12 protein-coding genes are annotated in these 18,888 nt (G+C 61.9%); 6 read left to right on the plus strand and 6 right to left on the minus strand.

All coding sequences use genetic code 11. The annotated features are described in order from the left end of the window. Window positions 1–63: 63 nt before the first annotated feature. The 3 genes from zipA to LCU97_RS01340 form a co-directional block, all read right to left on the minus strand. Window positions 64–906 carry a cell division protein ZipA gene (zipA, locus tag LCU97_RS01330; RefSeq protein ID WP_053153298.1) on the minus strand — a complete coding sequence of 281 codons (843 nt, stop codon included), beginning with the start codon at window positions 904–906 and terminating at the stop codon, window positions 64–66. Window positions 907–1,112: 206 nt separating this feature from the next. Further along, window positions 1,113–4,601, minus strand: a complete 3,489-nt coding sequence (gene smc / locus LCU97_RS01335; RefSeq protein ID WP_232775387.1) for a chromosome segregation protein SMC — start codon at window positions 4,599–4,601, stop codon at window positions 1,113–1,115. A 2-nt stretch (window positions 4,602–4,603) separates the two neighbouring features. After that, window positions 4,604–5,263: a GntR family transcriptional regulator gene (locus LCU97_RS01340; protein ID WP_232775388.1), complete on the minus strand. Its 660-nt coding sequence runs from the start codon at window positions 5,261–5,263 to the stop codon at window positions 4,604–4,606. 369 nt (window positions 5,264–5,632) lie between these two features. Here LCU97_RS01340 and xdhA point away from each other — a divergent pair, with 369 nt between their 5' ends. The 4 genes from xdhA (at window position 5,633) to guaD (ending at window position 11,752) form a co-directional block, all read left to right on the plus strand. Continuing rightward, window positions 5,633–7,087 (plus strand): xanthine dehydrogenase small subunit, encoded by a 1,455-nt coding sequence (xdhA, locus tag LCU97_RS01345; protein ID WP_232775389.1) that lies wholly within the window; start codon window positions 5,633–5,635, stop codon window positions 7,085–7,087. Then, the gene (xdhB, locus tag LCU97_RS01350) at window positions 7,080–9,476 is read left to right on the plus strand and encodes a xanthine dehydrogenase molybdopterin binding subunit (protein ID WP_053153286.1); all 2,397 of its coding nucleotides are present in this window, start codon (window positions 7,080–7,082) and stop codon (window positions 9,474–9,476) included. Before xdhA ends, xdhB begins: the two co-directional genes overlap by 8 nt. 113 nt (window positions 9,477–9,589) lie before the next feature. Continuing rightward, window positions 9,590–10,426 carry a xanthine dehydrogenase accessory protein XdhC gene (gene xdhC / locus LCU97_RS01355; protein ID WP_232775390.1) on the plus strand — a complete coding sequence of 279 codons (837 nt, stop codon included), beginning with the start codon at window positions 9,590–9,592 and terminating at the stop codon, window positions 10,424–10,426. A gap of 21 nt (window positions 10,427–10,447) precedes the next feature. After that, window positions 10,448–11,752: a guanine deaminase gene (guaD, locus tag LCU97_RS01360; RefSeq protein ID WP_232775391.1), complete on the plus strand. Its 1,305-nt coding sequence runs from the start codon at window positions 10,448–10,450 to the stop codon at window positions 11,750–11,752. A gap of 133 nt (window positions 11,753–11,885) precedes the next feature. Here guaD and LCU97_RS01365 read toward each other — a convergent pair whose 3' ends face one another. Beyond that, on the minus strand, window positions 11,886–12,650 hold the full coding sequence (locus LCU97_RS01365) for a GntR family transcriptional regulator (RefSeq protein WP_053153273.1): 765 nt from the start codon (window positions 12,648–12,650) through the stop codon (window positions 11,886–11,888). A 342-nt stretch (window positions 12,651–12,992) separates the two neighbouring features. Between LCU97_RS01365 and LCU97_RS01370 the strand changes: the two genes are divergently transcribed. Then, entirely contained in the window at window positions 12,993–14,183 is a 1,191-nt protein-coding gene (locus LCU97_RS01370; RefSeq protein WP_053153271.1) for a benzoate/H(+) symporter BenE family transporter, read from the plus strand. Window positions 14,184–14,342: 159 nt separating this feature from the next. Here the strand turns inward: LCU97_RS01370 and LCU97_RS01375 are convergent, their stop codons facing one another. Then, a complete protein-coding gene (locus tag LCU97_RS01375; RefSeq protein WP_053153338.1) occupies window positions 14,343–14,687 on the minus strand; it encodes a YggL family protein in 345 nt (114 codons plus the stop codon). A gap of 233 nt (window positions 14,688–14,920) precedes the next feature. On the opposite strand from LCU97_RS01375, the gene dacB reads away from it, so the two are divergent. Next, entirely contained in the window at window positions 14,921–16,387 is a 1,467-nt protein-coding gene (gene dacB, locus LCU97_RS01380) for a D-alanyl-D-alanine carboxypeptidase/D-alanyl-D-alanine endopeptidase (RefSeq protein WP_232775392.1), read from the plus strand. A 112-nt stretch (window positions 16,388–16,499) separates the two neighbouring features. On the opposite strand, the gene LCU97_RS01385 is transcribed toward dacB, so the two are convergent. After that, a complete protein-coding gene (locus LCU97_RS01385) occupies window positions 16,500–18,884 on the minus strand; it encodes a sensor domain-containing diguanylate cyclase (protein ID WP_053153344.1) in 2,385 nt (794 codons plus the stop codon). Between the last annotated feature and the right edge of the window lie 4 nt (window positions 18,885–18,888).

The raw sequence follows: 18,888 nt of genomic DNA on the forward strand, positions 1-18,888 counted from the left end.
GCCCAGCGGGAGCAAGCTCCCTCGCCACAAAAAGCTCTCATCCCGCGAGAGCTTTTTCATCTGTCAGCGCTTCTGCGTCAGCGCCCGGCGTTCGAATTCGACGATGCGCTGGCGGTAATGTTCGATGGTCTGGGCCGTCAGCACGCTGCGCTGGTCGTCCTTCAGCTCGCCGTTGAGCTCCTGGGACAGCTTGCGCGCCGCCGCGACCATGACGTCGAAAGCCTGCTTGGGATGCCGCGGGCCAGGCAGTCCGAGGAAGAAGCTCACCGCCGGGGTGCTGAAGTGGTCGATGTCGTCCAGGTCGAACACGCCAGGCTTGACGGCGTTGGCCATGGAGAACAACACCTCGCCGTTGCCGGCCATGCTTTCGTGGCGGTGGAAGATGTCCATCTCGCCGAAACGCAGGCCGCTTTCCAGGATGTTCTGCAACAACGCCGGGCCCTTGAAGCCGCCCGGATCGCGGCAGATGACACTGATGACCAATACTTCTTCGGCCTGAGCCTGTTCCTTGTCGCTGCTGGAGGCCTTGCCCTCGTCCGGGAAGTCATCGCGGCTGCTGAAGCTCGGCCCGCCGTCCAGATCCAGGTTCAGGTTCAGGTCGCCCTGGGACGGCTCGCTGTTGCGCTTGCCACGCTTGGAACCCGACTCCCGAGGCTCACGCACCGGCGCACTCACCGAAGGCAGGTCGTGCTCATCCAACTGCGGCTCCTTGTGGGTGTCCAGCACCCGGGGCGGGCCCAGCAGTTCGGCATTGTCATCTTCATCCGGCAGGTTCGACAGGCTGTGGTCAAGGCGAAACTTGAGCTTGCCCTTGCCGCCGCGCATGCGACGCCAGCCGTCGAAAAGAATACCGGCAATGACAATGATGCCGATGACGATCAGCCACTCGCGCAGACCGATTTCCATGTAATCCCGTGCCTCTATAAAAATGCTGAAAAATAAGGGGCTTAGCTATTTGCAAACCGCTTTAAAACGTGGCGCCAACTCTATGTTCTGAATGGCGTTTTGCCCACGAACAGAAAAAAATTGCTCTTAAACTAGCATGACCAACAGCCACAAGCTACAAGCGGCAAGTCACAAGCTCAAAACCACCCTGCTTGCCGCCGCTCGCGCTAGGCGTCCACCATCGCCATGGCCTCCTCGACATCCACCGCCACCAGCCGCGAACAGCCCGGTTCGTGCATCGTCACCCCCATCAACTGATCGGCCATCTCCATGGCGATCTTGTTGTGGGTGATATAGATGAACTGCACCGTTTCGGACATTTCCTTTACCAGCCGTGCGTAACGGCCTACGTTGGCGTCATCCAGCGGTGCATCGACCTCGTCGAGCATGCAGAACGGCGCCGGATTCAGTTTGAAGATGGCGAACACCAGAGCCAACGCCGTCAGCGCCTTTTCACCGCCGGAGAGCAAATGAATGGTGCTGTTCTTCTTCCCTGGAGGACGCGCCATGATGGTCACCCCAGTATCGAGTAGATCTTCGCCCGTCAGTTCCAAGTAAGCGCTGCCGCCACCGAAAACTTTCGGGAAAAGCGCCTGCAAACCGCCGTTGATCTGATCAAAGGTATCCTTGAAGCGATTGCGGGTTTCCTTGTCGATCTTGCGGATGACGTTTTCCAGGGTTTCCAGCGCTTCCACCAGGTCGGCGTCCTGGGCGTCGAGATAACGCTTGCGCTCGGACTGCTGCTCATATTCGTCGATGGCCGCCAGGTTGATCGCCCCCAGGCGCTGGATACGTGCAGCGATGCGCTCCAGTTCTTCTTCGGCCTCTTTCTCGTTGGCACCGGCCACCAGGGTGGCGAGCACGCCATCGAGGTCGTAGCCGTCTTCCAGCAACTGATCCTGCAAGGCTTTGCGGCGCACCGTCAGGGCCTGCCATTCCAGGCGCTGCTGCTCCATCTGGCTGCGGATCAGCTGGGATTGCTGCTCGGCCTGGCTGCGGCGCTTCTCGGCGTCGCGCAGTTCACGGTCGGCGTCTTCCATGGCGATCTGCGCGGTCTTGAGTTCTTCGTCGACACTCATGCGCTTGTCGAGCAGTTCTTCGAGCTTGAGGCGCAACTCTTCCAGCGGCGCCTCGCCCTCCTCCAGGTTCAGGCTCAGCTGTTCGCGCTTTTCGGTCAGGCGCTCGGATTGCATCTCCAGGCGCTCCAGGGCCTGGCGCGTGGAATCGTACTGCGCCTTCAGCGAGCCAAGGCGCACCGCCAACTGATGGGCATGGTCCTTGTGCTGACGGGCTTCCTGGCGCACTCGGTCGAGGCGCTCGCGCAAACTGTCACGCTGGGCCAGCAACAGCTCACGCTGTTCGGTATCCACCGCCATGGCATCGAGAGCCTCTTGCAATTGCAGGCGCGCTTCGCCGATCTGCTCGTGCTCCAGTGCCCGTTGCTCGCCCAGCTCGGCGATTTCCTCTTCCAGGCGAGCGCGACGCAGGGTCAGTTGTTCGACCTTGGCCTTGCCGGCCGATAACTGGGCCTTGAGCTCACCCTGCTGACGCGCTTCGTCCTGCAACAATCGACGCAGATGTTCGCGGCCGTTCTCCTGCTGACGCTGCTGCGCCCGCAGGTTTTGCAATTCGGTTTCCAGGGCTTCAACGCTGGCCTCGCGCTCCTCGCGTTCGGCACCCAGGCGCTGAATTTCCTGTCCCCGGGCAAGCATGCCGCTCTCGGCTTCGCTGGCCCTGCGCACCCGCAGGAAATGCCGGCCGACCCAATACCCATCGCGGCTGATCAGGCTCTCGCCGGCTGCCAGTTGCCCGCGCAAGGCCAAGGCCTGTTCGAGGCTGTCCACCGGCTTGACCTGTCCCAGCCACGGCGACAGATCCACCTGGGCCTCGACTTTATCCAACAGGCTACCCGGAATCCGCACGCCGTCGCCGGCCGGGCTGAGCAGGCGCAGATCGCCCTGGGTAAAGCCCGACAGGTCGATGCCACCGAAATTGTCTACCAGCACCGCTTGCAGATCGGCACCCAGCACGGTTTCCACCGCCAGTTCCCAGCCGGCATCGACCTTCAGGCCCTCGGCCAGGCGCGGCCGCTCGGCCAGATGCTGGTCGCGCAGCCATTGCGCGGTGCCGGTACCCGGGTCGAGCGCGGCTTGCTGCAAGGCTTCCAGGGAGGCAAGACGACCGTTGAGCCGTTGCAACTCACCCTGAGCCTGCTGCTGGTTCTGCAATGCCTGCTGCAAGGCCTGACGCAGCTGTTCCAGGCGTTCGACCTGAGCATCTTCGCTGGCCTGCAAGTCTTCGAGGGTGGCCTCGCTGGCGGCCAGTTGTTCGCTCAAGTCCTGGATTGCCGCGTCTTCCGGGTCCGCCGCGAGCAGCGCCCGCTCTTCGGCCAGGCGTCGCTGACGTTCGGCCAGGCGTTCCATGCTGGTGTCCAACTGCTGGATACGCGACTGCTGGACCTCGGCCTGACGGCGCGGCTCGGCGGACGTCAGGTTGAAACGGTCCCATTGCTCCTGCCAGCCGTGCATGGACAGCTCGGCCTCTTCAAGGGCCGCGGCGGCCTCTTCGGCGGCGGCGCTGGTGATCTCCTGCTCCGGCGTCAGCCTGTCCAGTTCTTCGCCAAGGGTCAGCAGCAAGGTCCGGTCGTGACCCAAGTGGGATTCGGTTTCCAGGCGCGCTCGCTCGGCTTCCTTCAAATCATCCTGCAATTGGCGCAGCCGTTGCTGGCCGTGCTGGATGCTCTGTTCGACCCGGGCGATGTCGCCACCGACCGAATAGAAGCGTCCCTGCACCAGGTTGAAGCGCTCGGACAGTTCATGATGGCCGTCGCGCAAACGTTCGATGGCGGCATCGGCGTTGCGCTGTTCGGCCACCAGGGCTTCGAAACTGACTTCCTGGTTGCCGATGATCGCCTCGCGCTGGCCGACCTGCTCGTTCAACGCTTGCCAGCGCAGGGCCGAGAGCTGGGCCTTGAGCTGGCGCTCTTCGCCCTTGTATTCCTGGTATTTTCGTGCGGCTTCGGACTGGCGGTGCAGGCGTTCGAGCTGGCGGTCGAGTTCTTCACGCAGGTCGGTGAGGCGAGCGAGGTTTTCCTGGGTGCGACGGATGCGGTTCTCGGTTTCCCGGCGTCGCTCCTTGTATTTGGAGATGCCCGCGGCTTCTTCGATGAAGTTGCGCAGGTCCTCGGGCTTGGCCTCGATCAGCTTGGAGATCATGCCCTGTTCGATGATCGAATAGCTGCGCGGCCCCAGGCCAGTGCCGAGGAAAATATCGGTAATGTCGCGACGCCGGCATTTGGCACCGTTGAGGAAGTAGCTGTTCTGGCTGTCGCGGGTCACTTTGCGACGAATGGAAATCTCCGCATAGGCGGCGTATTCGCCCACCAGGGTGCTGTCGGAGTTGTCGAATACCAACTCGATGCTTGCCTGGCTCACCGGCTTGCGACTGGTGGAGCCGTTGAAGATGACGTCGGTCATCGACTCGCCGCGCAGGTTCTTGGCCGAGCTCTCACCCATCACCCAGCGCACGGCGTCGATGATGTTCGACTTGCCGCAGCCGTTGGGGCCCACCACCGCCGCCATGTTACTGGGGAAGTTCACCGTGGTCGGGTCGACGAAGGATTTGAACCCCGCCAGCTTGATGCACTTGAGTCGCACGTTCAGGCCGCCGTCAGGGCAGAAACCACCAGATCGCAACTGCGCTGGGCGTAGGCCGTCAACACGGTGCGAATCTGCGGCAGATCACGGGCCAACACGGCGGCGAGCAGACGCTCGAACAGATCGAGGTACTCGTTCATTTCCGCCTTGCGTTGCTCCAGGGCCAGGAAATACGCACGGCTCATGGCCGGCTGCAGGTTCTCGACGGTCTCCTGCAAGTACGGGTTATTGGCGAACGGATAGGCAGCACGCATTACGCTGAAGCTTTCATCGACGAAGGTACGGATGTCCTGGCGAGCGTAGGCGTCCTTGAGACGTTGCTGGATCTCGAGGAACGGCGCCATGTCGGCCGATTCCCGCCAGCCATGCGCCACGGCATTGCCCAGCAGAATGTACAGCTCGCTCATCATCGTGCAGAGGCTGCGCACATTGTGTTCGGTGAGTTCGGTGACGTGGGCGCCGCGGCGCGGCAGGATCGCGATCAGGTGGCGACGCTCCAGGATCAACAGGGCCTCGCGGACCGAACCACGGCTGACATTGAGCGCCAGGGTCACTTTCTGTTCCTGGATGCGCTCTCCCGGCTTCATCTCGCCTCGAATGATGCGTTCGGCGAGGTGATGGGCGATTTGCTCGGCGAGGCTGTCCGGGGCCTTGAACGTCATGGTTGTCCTTCAAACTCTTCGATTTGCACAAGCGGCGCAGTGTAGCGCACTCGATACGTCATGGCGCAGGGCCTGCACCGGGTTTTTGGCACGATATAAGCAAAAATTTAACCGTTCACGCTGGAAAAAACCTGTGGGAGCGAGCCCGCTCGCGATGGCGTCAGGTCAGTCACTCATTTATTGGCTGAGCCACCGCTATCGCGAGCAAGCTCGCTCCCAAAGAGCGTACATACTGAGGGTATGAACACCCTGGTTGATCGACAAAAGGAATTTTCCTGACCTTTAAGTCAAAAAATTATTGACCGAAAAGTCAGAGCTGATAAATTCAGCCCACGTCGATACAACAATAATGAATCTGCGAGGCCTTCCGTGATCCAGTTTTTACTCAACCAGGAACTCCGAAGCGAGCACACCCTGGACCCGAACCTGACGGTGCTCAATTACCTGCGTGAGCATGTCGGCAAGTCCGGCACCAAAGAAGGCTGCGCCAGCGGCGACTGCGGTGCCTGTACCGTGGTGACCGGCGAATTGGACACGGATGAAAATGGCCAGGAGCGCATCCGCTACCGCAGCCTCAACGCGTGCCTGACCTTCGTCTCGTCCCTGCACGGCAAACAACTGATCACGGTCGAAGACCTCAAGCATCAAGGCCGATTGCACAGCGTCCAGCAGGCCATGGTCGATTGCCATGGCTCCCAATGCGGCTTCTGTACCCCCGGTTTTGTGATGTCGCTGTTTGCCTTGCAAAAGAACAGCGAGCACGCCGACATCCACCAAGCTCATGAGGCCCTGGCCGGAAATCTGTGTCGTTGCACGGGCTACCGGCCGATCCTGGCCGCCGCCGATCAGGTCTGCTGCAGCAGGCAACCGGACCAGTTCGATGCTCGCGAAGCCGAAACCATCGCCCGCCTCAAAGCCATCGCACCGAAGGAGACCGGCGAACTCAACAGCGGCGACAAACGCTGCCTGGTGCCGTTGACCGTCGCCGACCTGGCCGACCTCTACGACGCCTATCCGCAAGCGCGGCTGCTGGCCGGCGGTACCGACCTGGCCCTGGAGGTCACCCAGTTCCACCGCCCCCTGCCGGTGATGATCTACGTAGGCAATGTCGCCGAACTCAAGCGCATCGAACGGTTCGACGACCGTCTGGAGATCGGTGCCGCCACCACGCTATCGGATTGCTATGAGGTCCTGAAAGCCGAATACCCGGACTTCGGCGAACTGCTGCAGCGCTTCGCTTCGTTGCAGATCCGCAACCAGGGCACCCTGGGCGGCAATATCGGCAACGCTTCGCCGATAGGCGACGCTCCTCCCCTGTTGATCGCCCTCGGTGCGCAGATCGTGCTGTGCAAGGGGCAGGCCCGCCGCACGCTGGCGCTGGAGGATTACTTCATCGAGTACCGGGTCACTGCCCGCCAGGAAAGCGAATTCATCGAGAAGATCATCGTGCCCCGCGCCAGCGCCGGGCAGGCCTTCCGTGCCTACAAAGTGTCCAAGCGCCTGGACGATGACATTTCCGCCGTATGCGCCGCCTTCAACCTGCGGATCGACAAGGGGGTGGTCCGCGACGCCCGCGTGGCCTTCGGCGGCATGGCCGCGACGCCCAAGCGCGCTACCCATTGCGAGACGGCCCTGATCGGTGCCCCGTGGAACGAAAACACCATCGAACGCGCCTGCGCCGCCCTCGGCGAGGACTTCACACCGCTGTCGGACTTCCGCGCCAGTAAGGAGTATCGCCTGCTCAGCGCTCGCAACCTGCTGCGCAAATACTTCATCGAACTGCAAACGCCGCACATCGAGACTCGGGTGACCGCATATGTCTAACCATCACGCCGTAGAAAAGACCCAGGCTGAACTGGCCGAGTTGTTCGCCCGTGACCTGACCACTGGCGTGGGCCGCAGCGTCAAGCATGACAGCGCCGCCAAGCACGTGTCCGGCGAAGCGCAGTACATCGATGACCGCCTGGAATTCCCCAACCAATTGCACGTCTATGCCCGGTTGTCGGACCGCGCCCACGCACGGATCCTGCGCATCGATACCACGCCCTGCTATGCCTTCGAAGGCGTGCGCATCGCCATTACCCATGCCGATATCCCGGGCCTGAAGGACATCGGTCCGTTGCTGCCCGGCGACCCTCTGCTGGCCATTGATGACGTACAGTTCGTCGGCCAACCGGTGCTGGCCGTCGCTGCAAAAGACCTGGAAACCGCTCGCAAGGCCGCGATGGCGGCCATCGTAGAGTACGAAGACCTGGAGCCGGTACTGGATGTGGTCGAAGCACTGCGCAAGCGTCACTTCGTGCTCGACAGCCACACCCATCAGCGCGGCGACTCGGCCACGGCGCTGGCGAACGCCGAGCATCGCATCCAGGGCTCGCTGCACATCGGCGGCCAGGAGCATTTTTATCTGGAAACCCAGATTTCCTCGGTGATGCCCACCGAAGACGGGGGGATGCTCGTCTACTGCTCGACCCAGAATCCCACCGAAGTGCAAAAGCTGGTGGCCGAAGTGCTGGGCGTGTCGATGAACAAAGTCGTGGTGGACATGCGCCGCATGGGCGGCGGCTTTGGCGGCAAGGAAACCCAGGCTGCCAGCCCGGCGTGCCTGTGCGCGGTGATCGCTCACCTGACCGGCCAACCGACCAAGATGCGCCTGCCCCGGGTCGAAGACATGCTGATGACCGGCAAGCGCCACCCCTTCTACATCGAATACGACGTCGGCTTCGACAGCACCGGGCGCCTGCAGGGCATCGCTCTGGAACTGGCCGGCAACTGTGGCTGCTCGCCGGACCTGTCGGCTTCGATTGTAGACCGGGCAATGTTCCACGCCGATAACGCCTATTACCTGGGCGATGCGACCATCAACGGCCATCGCTGCAAGACCAATATCGCCTCGAACACCGCCTATCGTGGCTTCGGCGGCCCCCAGGGCATGGTCGCCATCGAAGAAGTGATGGATGCCATCGCCCGGCACCTGGGGCTCGATCCGTTGGCGGTGCGCAAGGCCAACTATTACGGCAAGACCGAGCGCAACGTCACCCATTATTACCAGACCGTCGAGCACAACATGCTCGAAGAAATGACCGCCGAGCTGGAAGAAAGCAGCCAGTACGCCGAACGCCGCGAAGCGATCCGTCGCTACAACGCCAATAGCCCGATCCTGAAGAAAGGCCTGGCGCTGACGCCGGTGAAATTCGGCATTTCGTTCACCGCCAGTTTCCTCAACCAGGCCGGTGCCCTGATCCACGTCTACACCGACGGCAGCATCCACCTGAACCATGGCGGCACCGAAATGGGCCAGGGACTGAACACCAAGGTCGCGCAAGTGGTGGCCGAGGTGTTCCAGGTGGAAATGGACCGGGTGCAGATCACCGCGACCAACACCGACAAGGTGCCGAACACCTCGCCCACCGCCGCCTCCAGCGGCGCCGACCTGAACGGCAAGGCCGCGCAGAATGCCGCCGAAACCATCAAGCGGCGCCTGGTGGAATTCGCGGCGCGGCAGTACAAGGTCAGCGAAGAAGACGTCGTGTTTCATAACGGCCATGTGCGAGTACGCGATCACATCCTGACCTTTGAAGCGCTGGTGCAGCAGGCGTATTTCGCCCAGGTCTCGCTGTCCAGCACCGGCTTCTACAAGACCCCGAAAATCTACTACGACCGCAGCCAGGCCCGTGGCCGGCCGTTCTACTACTACGCGTTCGGGGCAGCCTGCGCCGAGGTGATCGTCGACACCCTCACCGGCGAGTACAAGATGCTGCGCACCGACATCCTCCATGACGTCGGCGCCTCGCTGAACCCGGCCATCGACATCGGCCAGGTCGAGGGCGGCTTCATCCAGGGCATGGGCTGGCTGACCATGGAAGAACTGGTGTGGAACGACAAGGGCAAGCTGATGACCAATGGCCCGGCCAGCTACAAGATTCCGGCCGTGGCGGACATGCCCCTGGACCTGCGGGTCCGGCTGGTGGAAAACCGCAAGAACCCGGAAGACACCGTGTTCCATTCCAAGGCCGTGGGCGAACCGCCGTTCATGCTCGGCATCGCCGCATGGTGTGCCATCAAGGACGCCGTGGCGAGCCTGGGGGATTACCGGCATCAACCGAAGATCGATGCCCCGGCGACGCCGGAGCGGGTGTTGTGGGGGTGTGAGCAGATGCGCGGGTTGAAGGTGAAGGCTGTAGAAGCTGAAACCGAGTTGGCTTCGCTCTAGACCACGGCGCGGCCTTCGCGAGCAAGCCCGCTCCCACAGAGGAACACGATCCGTGTGGGAGCGGGCTTGCTCGCGAAGACGCCAGAACGAACAACCCAGATGTCGAGGTGAACATGTACAACTGGATCAGCGCCCTCGCCGACCTGCAAACCCGCGGCGAACCCTGCGTGCTGGTGACGATCATCGAAGAGCTGGGCTCCACGCCGCGTAATGCCGGTTCAAAAATGGTCATCAGCGCCAGCCAGGCGTTCGACACCATCGGTGGCGGACATCTGGAATACAAGGCCATGGAGATCGCCCGGCAGATGCTCGCCAGCGGCCAGCAGAACACGCATCTGGAGCGTTTCAGCCTCGGTGCCAGCCTGGGCCAGTGCTGCGGCGGCGTCACGGTGTTGCTGTTCGAACCCATGGGCCAGGTGCAGGCACAGATTGCCGTGTTCGGCGCCGGCCATGTCGGCCGGGCGCTGGTGCCGCTGCTGGCCAGTCTGCCGTGCCGGGTGCGCTGGATCGACTCGCGGGAGGCGGAGTTCCCCGAACACCTGCCCCACGGCGTGCACAAGATCGTCACTGAAGACCCGCTGGATGAGGTCGACGAACTGCCCCCTGGCAGCTACTGCATCGTCATGACCCACAACCATCAGCTCGATCTGGAACTGAGCGCGGCGATCCTCAAGCGCAACGACTTCACCTACTTCGGCCTGATCGGCTCGAAGACCAAGCGGGTCAAGTTCGAACATCGCCTGCGCGACCGAGGCTTCGACAGCAGCACCTTGCAGCGCATGCGCTGCCCGATGGGGATCGGCGGGGTCAAAGGCAAGTTGCCCGTTGAAATCGCTATCTCCATCGCCGGCGAGATCATTGCCACCTATAACGCGGATTTTGGCCAGCACACCTCACGCGCCGAACCCATCGCCAAGCTGCTGCCGGCTTCACGCCGCAGCCAGCGTTGATACCTCAATTGAGACAAGCTCATGCCCCTGACACGCAAAGCCTACCGCGCCGCCCTGCTCCACAGCCTCGCCGACCCGGCCGAAGTCGGTCTCGAAGCGTCCTATGAATATTTCGAGGACGGTCTGCTGGTGGTGGAAAACGGCCGGATCAGCGCCATCGGCCACGCCCATGACCTGTTGCCGACCCTGGCGGCGGGCATTGAAATAGCCCATTACCCGGACGCACTGATCACACCCGGCTTCATTGACACCCACATCCACCTGCCCCAGACCGGCATGGTGGGTGCTTACGGGGAACAACTGCTGGATTGGCTCAACACCTACACCTTTCCCTGCGAAAGCCAGTTCGCCGACCAGGCCCACGCCGAAGCCGTAGCCGATATCTTCGTCAAGGAGCTGCTGCGCAACGGCACCACCACCGCCCTGGTGTTCGGCAGCGTGCATCCGCAATCGGTGAATGCGTTTTTTGAAGTGGCCGATAAACTCGACCTGCGGATGATCGCCGGCAAGGTGATGATGGACCGCAACGCCCCGGACTACCTGACCGACACGGCCGAATCCAGCTATATCGAGAGCAAGGCGCTGATCGAGCGCTGGCACGCAAAGGGTCGCCTGCATTACGCCGTCACCCCCCGCTTCGCGCCGACCAGCACTCCGGAGCAACTGACCCTGGCCGGTCAACTGCTGCAGGAATACCCGGATCTGTACATGCAGACCCACATCAGCGAAAACCTTCAGGAAGTGCAGTGGGTCAAGGAACTGTTCCCCGAGCGCAAAGGCTATCTGGACGTCTACGACCATTATCAACTGCTCGGCGAGCGCTCAGTGTTCGCCCACGGCGTGCATCTGTGTGACGATGAATGCGCACGCCTGGCCGAAACCGGTTCGGCCATCGCGTTCTGCCCAACCTCGAACTTTTTCCTGGGCAGCGGCCTGTTCAATCTGCCGATGGCGGAGAAACACAAAGTGAATGTGGGGTTGGGCACCGATGTCGGCGCCGGCACCAGTTTTTCGCTGCTGCACACCTTGAATGAAGCCTACAAAGTGATGCAGTTGCAAGGCGCGCGGCTGAGCCCGTTCAAATCCTTATACCTGGCCACCCTGGGCGGCGCCCGAGCCCTGCGTCTGGAAGACAAGATCGGCACCTTGCAGCCGGGCACCGACGCCGATTTCCTGGTGCTGGACTACCACGCCACGCCGCTGCTGAGCTATCGGCTCAAGCAGGCCAAGGACATTGCCGAACGGTTGTTCGTGTTGATGACGTTGGGGGATGACCGGACGGTGGCGCAGACTTATGCGGCCGGCCGGTTGGTGCATCAACGGTAGAGTTTTTTCGTCTGTCAGACCGCTTTCGCGAGCAAGCCCGCTCCCACATTTGTTCGGCGTATAGCTTAACAACGCGGTCGAATGTGGGAGCGGGCTTGCTCGCGAAGGGCGCGATTCAGCATCACTGATTCAATCAGAGCTTAGCGGTCGACCGCCCCGGCTTCTTGCTCTGCATCAAATGCGAGAACACCGCATGCAAGTCATCGGAAGCGCCTTCCTCGTCGAGGTTGAGCTTGCTGTCGATGTGATCCATGTGGTGCATCATCAGGTCCACCGCCAGGGTGGCGTCCCGGGCTTCGATGGCGTCGATCAACTGGGTGTGTTCGTCGTAGGAGCAGTGGGAGCGGTTGCCACTTTCGTACTGGGCGATGATCAGCGAGGTCTGGGACACCAGGCTGCGCTGGAAGCTGATCAGCGGAGCGTTCTTCGCCGCTTCGGCCAGTTTGAGGTGGAACTCGCCCGACAGGCGGATACCGGCGCCACGGTCGCCACGGGAAAAGCTGTCGCGTTCGTCGCTGACCATCTGGCGCAACTCAGCCAATTGCTCGGCGGTGGCGTGCTGCACCGCCAGTTCAGTGATCGCCCGCTCCACCAGACGCCGGGCCATGAATACCTGGCGAGCTTCTTCGACACTCGGGCTGGCGACGACGGCGCCGCGATTGGGCCGCAGCAGCACCACGCCTTCATGGGCCAGGCGTGACAGCGCACGACGGATGATCGTGCGGCTGACTCCGAAAATCTCCCCCAGTGCCTCTTCGCTCAACTTTGTGCCGGGCGCCAGGCGCTGTTCGAGGATGGCCTCGAAAATATGCGCATAGACAATATCGTCCTGGGTTCCGCTGCGGCCGGCTTTGCCTGCTCGCGGTTGTTTCTTGAGGGGTTGCAACTGTTCGTTCATGGGCACTCGAGTCGGGAAAACTGCGGCGAATTGACCGTGACTGTAATACGGCACAGCAGGTCGCTGGCAAGTATCGCGTAAAAATCACGGCGATTGTACACAACCTCTGATGGCAACACGACTGTACGGCCGTTTGCGGGCATGGCTGTATCGCAATCGCCCACTGCGTTGAGTTTAGGCTTAAACCCTCGAACCTGTGGCAACTGCTGTGGGCAAAGCTTGTGGGAGCACGGCTTGCCCGCGTTGAACGATCACGCAGTTCTCTGACAGACCGAATCGCCTGGATCGCGGGCAGCCTTGCCCCTACAGGCACTCAATCTATAACAAGGATCACCGCCCACCATGACCGAAGTCACGACCGCGCCACTTCGTCCATTGGCCGATACTTCGCCCTCGGCCATCGTCGCCGGGTTCATCGCCATGATGACCGGCTACACCAGTTCCCTGGTGCTGATGTTCCAGGCCGGCCAGGCCGCCGGCTTGACCAGTGGTCAGATTTCATCCTGGATCTGGGCGATTTCCATCGGCATGGCGGTGTGTTCCATCGGGCTGTCGTTGCGCTACCGCACGCCGATCACCATCGCCTGGTCGACGCCCGGCGCGGCGTTGTTGATCACCAGCCTGGGCGGTGTGAGTTATGGCGAAGCCATCGGTGCCTACATCACCTGCGCAGTGCTTGTGACGATCTGCGGCCTGACCGGCAGCTTCGAACGGCTGGTCAAGCGCATTCCGGCATCGCTGGCGGCGGCATTGCTGGCCGGGATCCTGTTCAAGATCGGCAGTGAGATTTTCGTCGCTGCGCAGCATCGCACCGGTCTGGTGCTGGGGATGTTCTTCACCTATCTGATCTTCAAGCGATTGTCGCCCCGCTACGCCGTGCTCGCGGCGCTGTTGATCGGCACCGCACTGTCAGGCCTGATGGGTCTGCTGGACTTCAGCGGCTTTGCCCTGGAAGTCGCGACGCCGGTCTGGACCACGCCGCACTTTTCCCTGGCGGCCACCATCAGCATCGGTCTCCCCCTGTTCGTGGTGGCCATGACCTCCCAGAACATGCCGGGCATCGCCGTTTTGCGGGCCGACGGCTACCACGTACCGGCCTCGCCGCTGATCACCAGCACCGGCATCGCCTCCTTGCTGTTGGCGCCTTTTGGCTCCCACGGAATCAACCTGGCGGCCATCAGCGCAGCGATCTGCACCGGACCACACGCTCACGAAGATCGCAACAAGCGTTATACGGCGGCGGTCTGGTGCGGGGTTTTCTACGGCATCGCCGGGGTCTTCGGCGCGACGCTGGCGGCATTGTTCGCGGCGTTGCCCAAGGAACTGGTGCTGTCCATCGCGGCGCTGGCGTTGTTCGGATCGATTATCAACGGTTTGAGCATCGCCATGAGCGAAGCCAGGGAACGGGAAGCGGCGCTGATCACCTTCATGGTCACAGCGTCGGGGTTGACCCTGTTTTCCATCGGTTCGGCGTTCTGGGGAATCGTGGCGGGGGTGGTGACCTTGCTGATCCTCAATTGGCGCAGCGCTTGAAAGCCTTTTAAGAACTTCGCGAGCAAGCCCGCTCCCACAGGGGGCTCAGACTCTCTGTGGGAGCGGGCTTGCTCGCGAAGGCGGCCGAGAGAGCAACCCGACCTCAAAAGACAGGCACAAAAAAACCGGCGCCCTCATCGGGTCGCCGGTTCCAGACCATCACGCTTGAGCGTTGATCTGCTTTTCCGGATACCACACGTCGATCAGCGGGCTGACTTCGACGCTGGTCAGCTCAGGACGAGCCTTGAGCCAGGTTTCAACGGCCGTGCGCTGTTCTTCGCTTACCGAGCCGCGCTTCTGCAGGCAGACCAGACCGTAGTCGTCGCCACCCACATAGCCCAGGCCATTGGCTTCCATGGCTTCTTTCAGGAATGCGTCGAGGAAAGCGTCAACAGCCTCATCGGCCAGATCTTCTTTGAAATCCAGGTTCAATTCGAAACCCAGCTCTTGAAATTCATCCACGCAAAGTTTTTTGCGCAGACGCCGGGAACGGTTAGTCGCCATTGAAACAATCCTCATCAGTAATAACGGCCGGCACTTTACCAGTTTGAAGCACCGATTGCCCGTCTGATCGGCGCGCCAGCCTACCGTCGGTAAAAAAATAGCGTCTGGAAGGGCTCGTGCTCGGCAAAGCCGCTGCACCTTGGGGCATAATGCCGACACATTCATGACCGTTGAGGACGTTCAATTTTCGTGTCCTCGTTTTTTCTTCCCTCGCCCGCAGGGTTTTATTTCAAATGATCAAGTCTTTTCGTCCACTGCTTCTAGCCAGCCTTCTTCTTCCCCTGGCTCTCCCCGTCTCCACCAGCGCCGCCACGATCAACACCGCCCTGTCGCCCAACGTGCAAAAGGCCCTCAAGGCCAGCAAGCTGCAAGACAATGCCCTGTCCCTGGTGCTGGTACCACTCAACGGCCCTGGTACGCCGACCCTGTATAACGCCGACGTTTCGGTCAACCCCGCCTCCACCATGAAACTGGTGACCACTTACGCGGCCCTGGAAATGCTCGGCCCCAATCACCAGTGGAAAACCGAGTTCTATACCGATGGCACGCTCAGCGGCGGAATCCTGAACGGCAACCTTTACCTCAAGGGCGGCGGCGATCCCAAGCTGAACATGGAAAAACTCTGGCTGCTGATGCGCGACCTGCGAGCCAACGGCGTGCAGCAAGTCACCGGTGACTTGGTGCTGGATCGTGGCTTCTTCATCCAGCCGCAACTGCCCGAGTTCAACGACGACGGCAATGACGAAAACAAACCCTTCCTGGTCAAGCCCGACTCCTTGCTGGTCAACCTCAAGGCCCTGCGCTTCGTCGCCCGCAACGACGGTGGCCGGGTGCTGGTGTCGGTGGAGCCGCCGATTGCCAGTATCCGTATCGAAAACCAGGTCAAGGCCGTCAACTCCAAGCAATGCGCCGGCGGTGTGCGGTACAATCCGGTGCCCCAGGCAGACGGCAGCGTGACGGTGACCGTTGGCGGCCAGCTCGGCGATGGGTGCAGTTCCCAGACCTATTTGTCGTTGCTCGATCACGCCACCTACACCGCCGGTGCGGTACGGGCGATCTGGAAGGAACTGGGCGGCAGCATCCAGGGCAAGGATCGCCTGGCGCCGACACCAGGCAACGCCAAGGTGCTGGCCCGGGCCTTTTCGCCGGACCTCGCGGAGATCATCCGCGACATCAACAAGTACAGTAACAACACCATGGCCCAGCAACTGTTCCTGAGCCTGGGCGCGCAGTTCCGCAACGAAGCCGACGGTGACGACGCCAAGGCGGCGCAGCGCGTGGTGCGCCAGTGGCTGGCCAAGAAAGGCATCACCGCGCCACACTTGGTAATGGAGAACGGCTCCGGCCTGTCCCGTGCCGAACGGGTCAGCGCCCGAGAGATGGCCGCCATGCTGCAAGCGGCCTGGCGTAGCCCGTACTCGGCGGAATTCATCAGTTCGATGCCCATCGTCGGCACGGACGGGACCATGCGCAAACGCCTCAAGACCACCGCCATGGCCGGCGAAGCCCATGTCAAGACAGGCACGCTGAACACCGTGCGGGCCATCGCCGGCTACAGCCGGGACGTCAATGGCAATACCTGGGCGGTGGTGGCGATTCTCAACGATCCGAAGCCATGGGGCGCTTCGTCAGTGCTGGACCAGGTGTTGCTGGACCTGTACCGGCAGCCGAAACTGCCTCAGACGGCTTCGGTGTTGTAACCCTTGTGGGAGCGGGCTTGCTCGCGAAGGCGTTGTGTCAGCCAATACAAATGTCGGATGTCATATCGCCTTCGCGAGCAAGTCCGCTCCCACATTGACCGCGTCCAGCGCGCTACCCCAACAGCATTTCCACCCGATCGCGCCCGGCCTGCTTGGCCGCGTACACGCATGAGTCGGCTCGCAACAGCAATGCATCCGCCCCCTCTCCGGCGCGCCAACTGGCGATACCGAAGCTGGCCGTGACGACACCCACGTCGTCGATCGGCGCAGTGCGCAGACCTTCCCATAGCCCGCTGGCCAGGGCGTAGGCGCTTTCGCCGTCAGTGTCGGGACACAGCACCACGAACTCTTCACCGCCCAATCGACAGAACACATCGGTACGCCGCAACCGCTGGGTAATCCGCTGGCAGACGGCCTGCAACACCCGGTCGCCCACCGCATGACCGTGCTGGTCGTTGATGCGCTTGAAATGATCGATGTCCAGCATGATGACCGAAAGATTGCCGGGGCCGCGTTCGACTCGCGTCATCTCCGAGGTCAGGCGTTCCTGGAAATAACGCCGGTTGCGGATGCCGGTCAGCGCATCGGTCACTGACAAGGCCCGCAGTTCTTCTTCCACGCGCTTGAGATCGGAGATGTCCGAGATGTAGCCATGCCATAGCACGCCACCGCCCGGAAGCTGTTCGGGCGTCGCCTCGCCACGTACCCAGCGCAACCCCCGTTGCGGCAGTTGTACCCGATACTCTTCACGCCATGGGCTCAAGGTATCGGCCGAAGTGCGGATCGAAGCGCGAACCCGGGCACCGTCCAGCGGATGGATGCGCGAGAAAATCGCCTCCGCGTTCTGGACCAGCACATCGGGTGCCAGCTCGTAAATATCGCGGATGCCGTCGCTGGCATAAATCACGCTGAACCGGCCATTGAAATCCATTTTGAACTGATAGATACCGCCGGGAACGTGGGCGCTGAGTTTTTTCAGCAACATGTCCCTGGCGGCCAGTGCTTCATGGACACGCTTGCGCTCGGTGATATCGATGCAGATCGCCAGGTGCCCGACCCACAGCCCCTGATCGTCGAGCATCGGCGTGGCCAGCATGTTGACTGTCAGGTGACTGCCATCACGACGCACCAGGGTCCATTCCCGGGCTTGCTGCCCTCCACGCTCGCTGCCCTCCAACAACATCGCGTGGCACGTGGGGATCGGCTTGCCAAAGCGTGCGGCGAGCTGAGCGGCCCGAGCCTGGAGTTCCCGGGGAACGTGCAGGCTCTCCAGAGTCATGCTCTGCAAGACTTCCTGGCTTGGGTAGCCCAGCATGTGTTCGGCGCCGGCGTTGAAGGTGGTGATGACGCCCCGCAAGTCCGTGGCGATGATCGCCACCTGGGTCGCGGCATCCAGTACACCGCGCAATTGATTATGGGTCCCGCGCAGTTCCTGCTCCCGGGCCCGCAGTTCCCGGGTGCGTTGTTCCACCAGTGTCAGCGCCCGCTGCCGCTGGCTGACCAGCACATAGAGCAAGGCGCTGAGCAGGAAACTGAGCAAGCCACCCAACACCACCAGGCTCGACACCGAGGAATGATTGGCCGCCAGGAATATCCGACTGGGTCGCAGTTCTATCCGGTAATCATGACTCCCGAGGCGCAGCAGGCGGATCGCTGACAAATCGCTTTCACCTGGCGGTTCGGCGGACTCGAACAAGATTTCTTCCCGATCGTCGGTAGACAGGTCCAGGACACGCAAGGACAGGTTTTCATGGCCGGACGCCGGCAACCCATCGCCCACCAGACGGCGCATGTTGATGGCGGCCACCACGTAACCGAACGGTTCCGGGGACGTTGCTCTTTTTACCGGTGCAACCAGCAAGACCCCACGGGCGAAGGCCGGATCGGTGCCCATCAAATCCAGGGGTTGCGAGACCACCAGGGCATCGCGCTGACGCGCTCCTTCAAGTGCGGCCCGGCGCAAGGGTTGGGACAGCAGATCGAAGCCCACTGGCGAGGCGGAGGACGGCTGGCTCTGGACGTACAGAACGGGGACATACTCGTCCCGCTCGGCAGTTGGTCGCAGGCCACCGTGACCGTCCGCCTCACGGATGGAGAACCCATCCATCCCCTCGGCGCGAGCCTGCTGCTCGAATGCCTGGCGCTCGTCCCGAAGCACGCGTGGTGCCCAGCCGAACGCCTGGGTACGGTGCAACAACGCTTCGGCGTAGCCATGGAACTCCTCGCTGGAAACCCCCGAGGAATTGGCAAAGAAACGCCGCAGGCTGTCCAGGCGCTGCTCCTGGTCCTGGAACCGCTCCTCGATGCGACTGAAACGCTCCTCGGCTTGCAGCTCGAAACGTTGGCGCAGTTGCTGGTTGAACAGATTGGTCATTGCCCAGGTCAGCAAACCGGTCATGCAGGTGCCGGCCAGGAAGACCAGTGAAGCCACCAGCCAGGCCGAGACATCTTCGCTGATAAAACCCAGGATCCTGGGACGTACCGGATGCAATGCCATAACG

This window comes from Pseudomonas uvaldensis (genome assembly GCF_021271205.1).
Classification (GTDB): Bacteria; Pseudomonadota; Gammaproteobacteria; order Pseudomonadales; family Pseudomonadaceae; genus Aquipseudomonas; species Aquipseudomonas uvaldensis.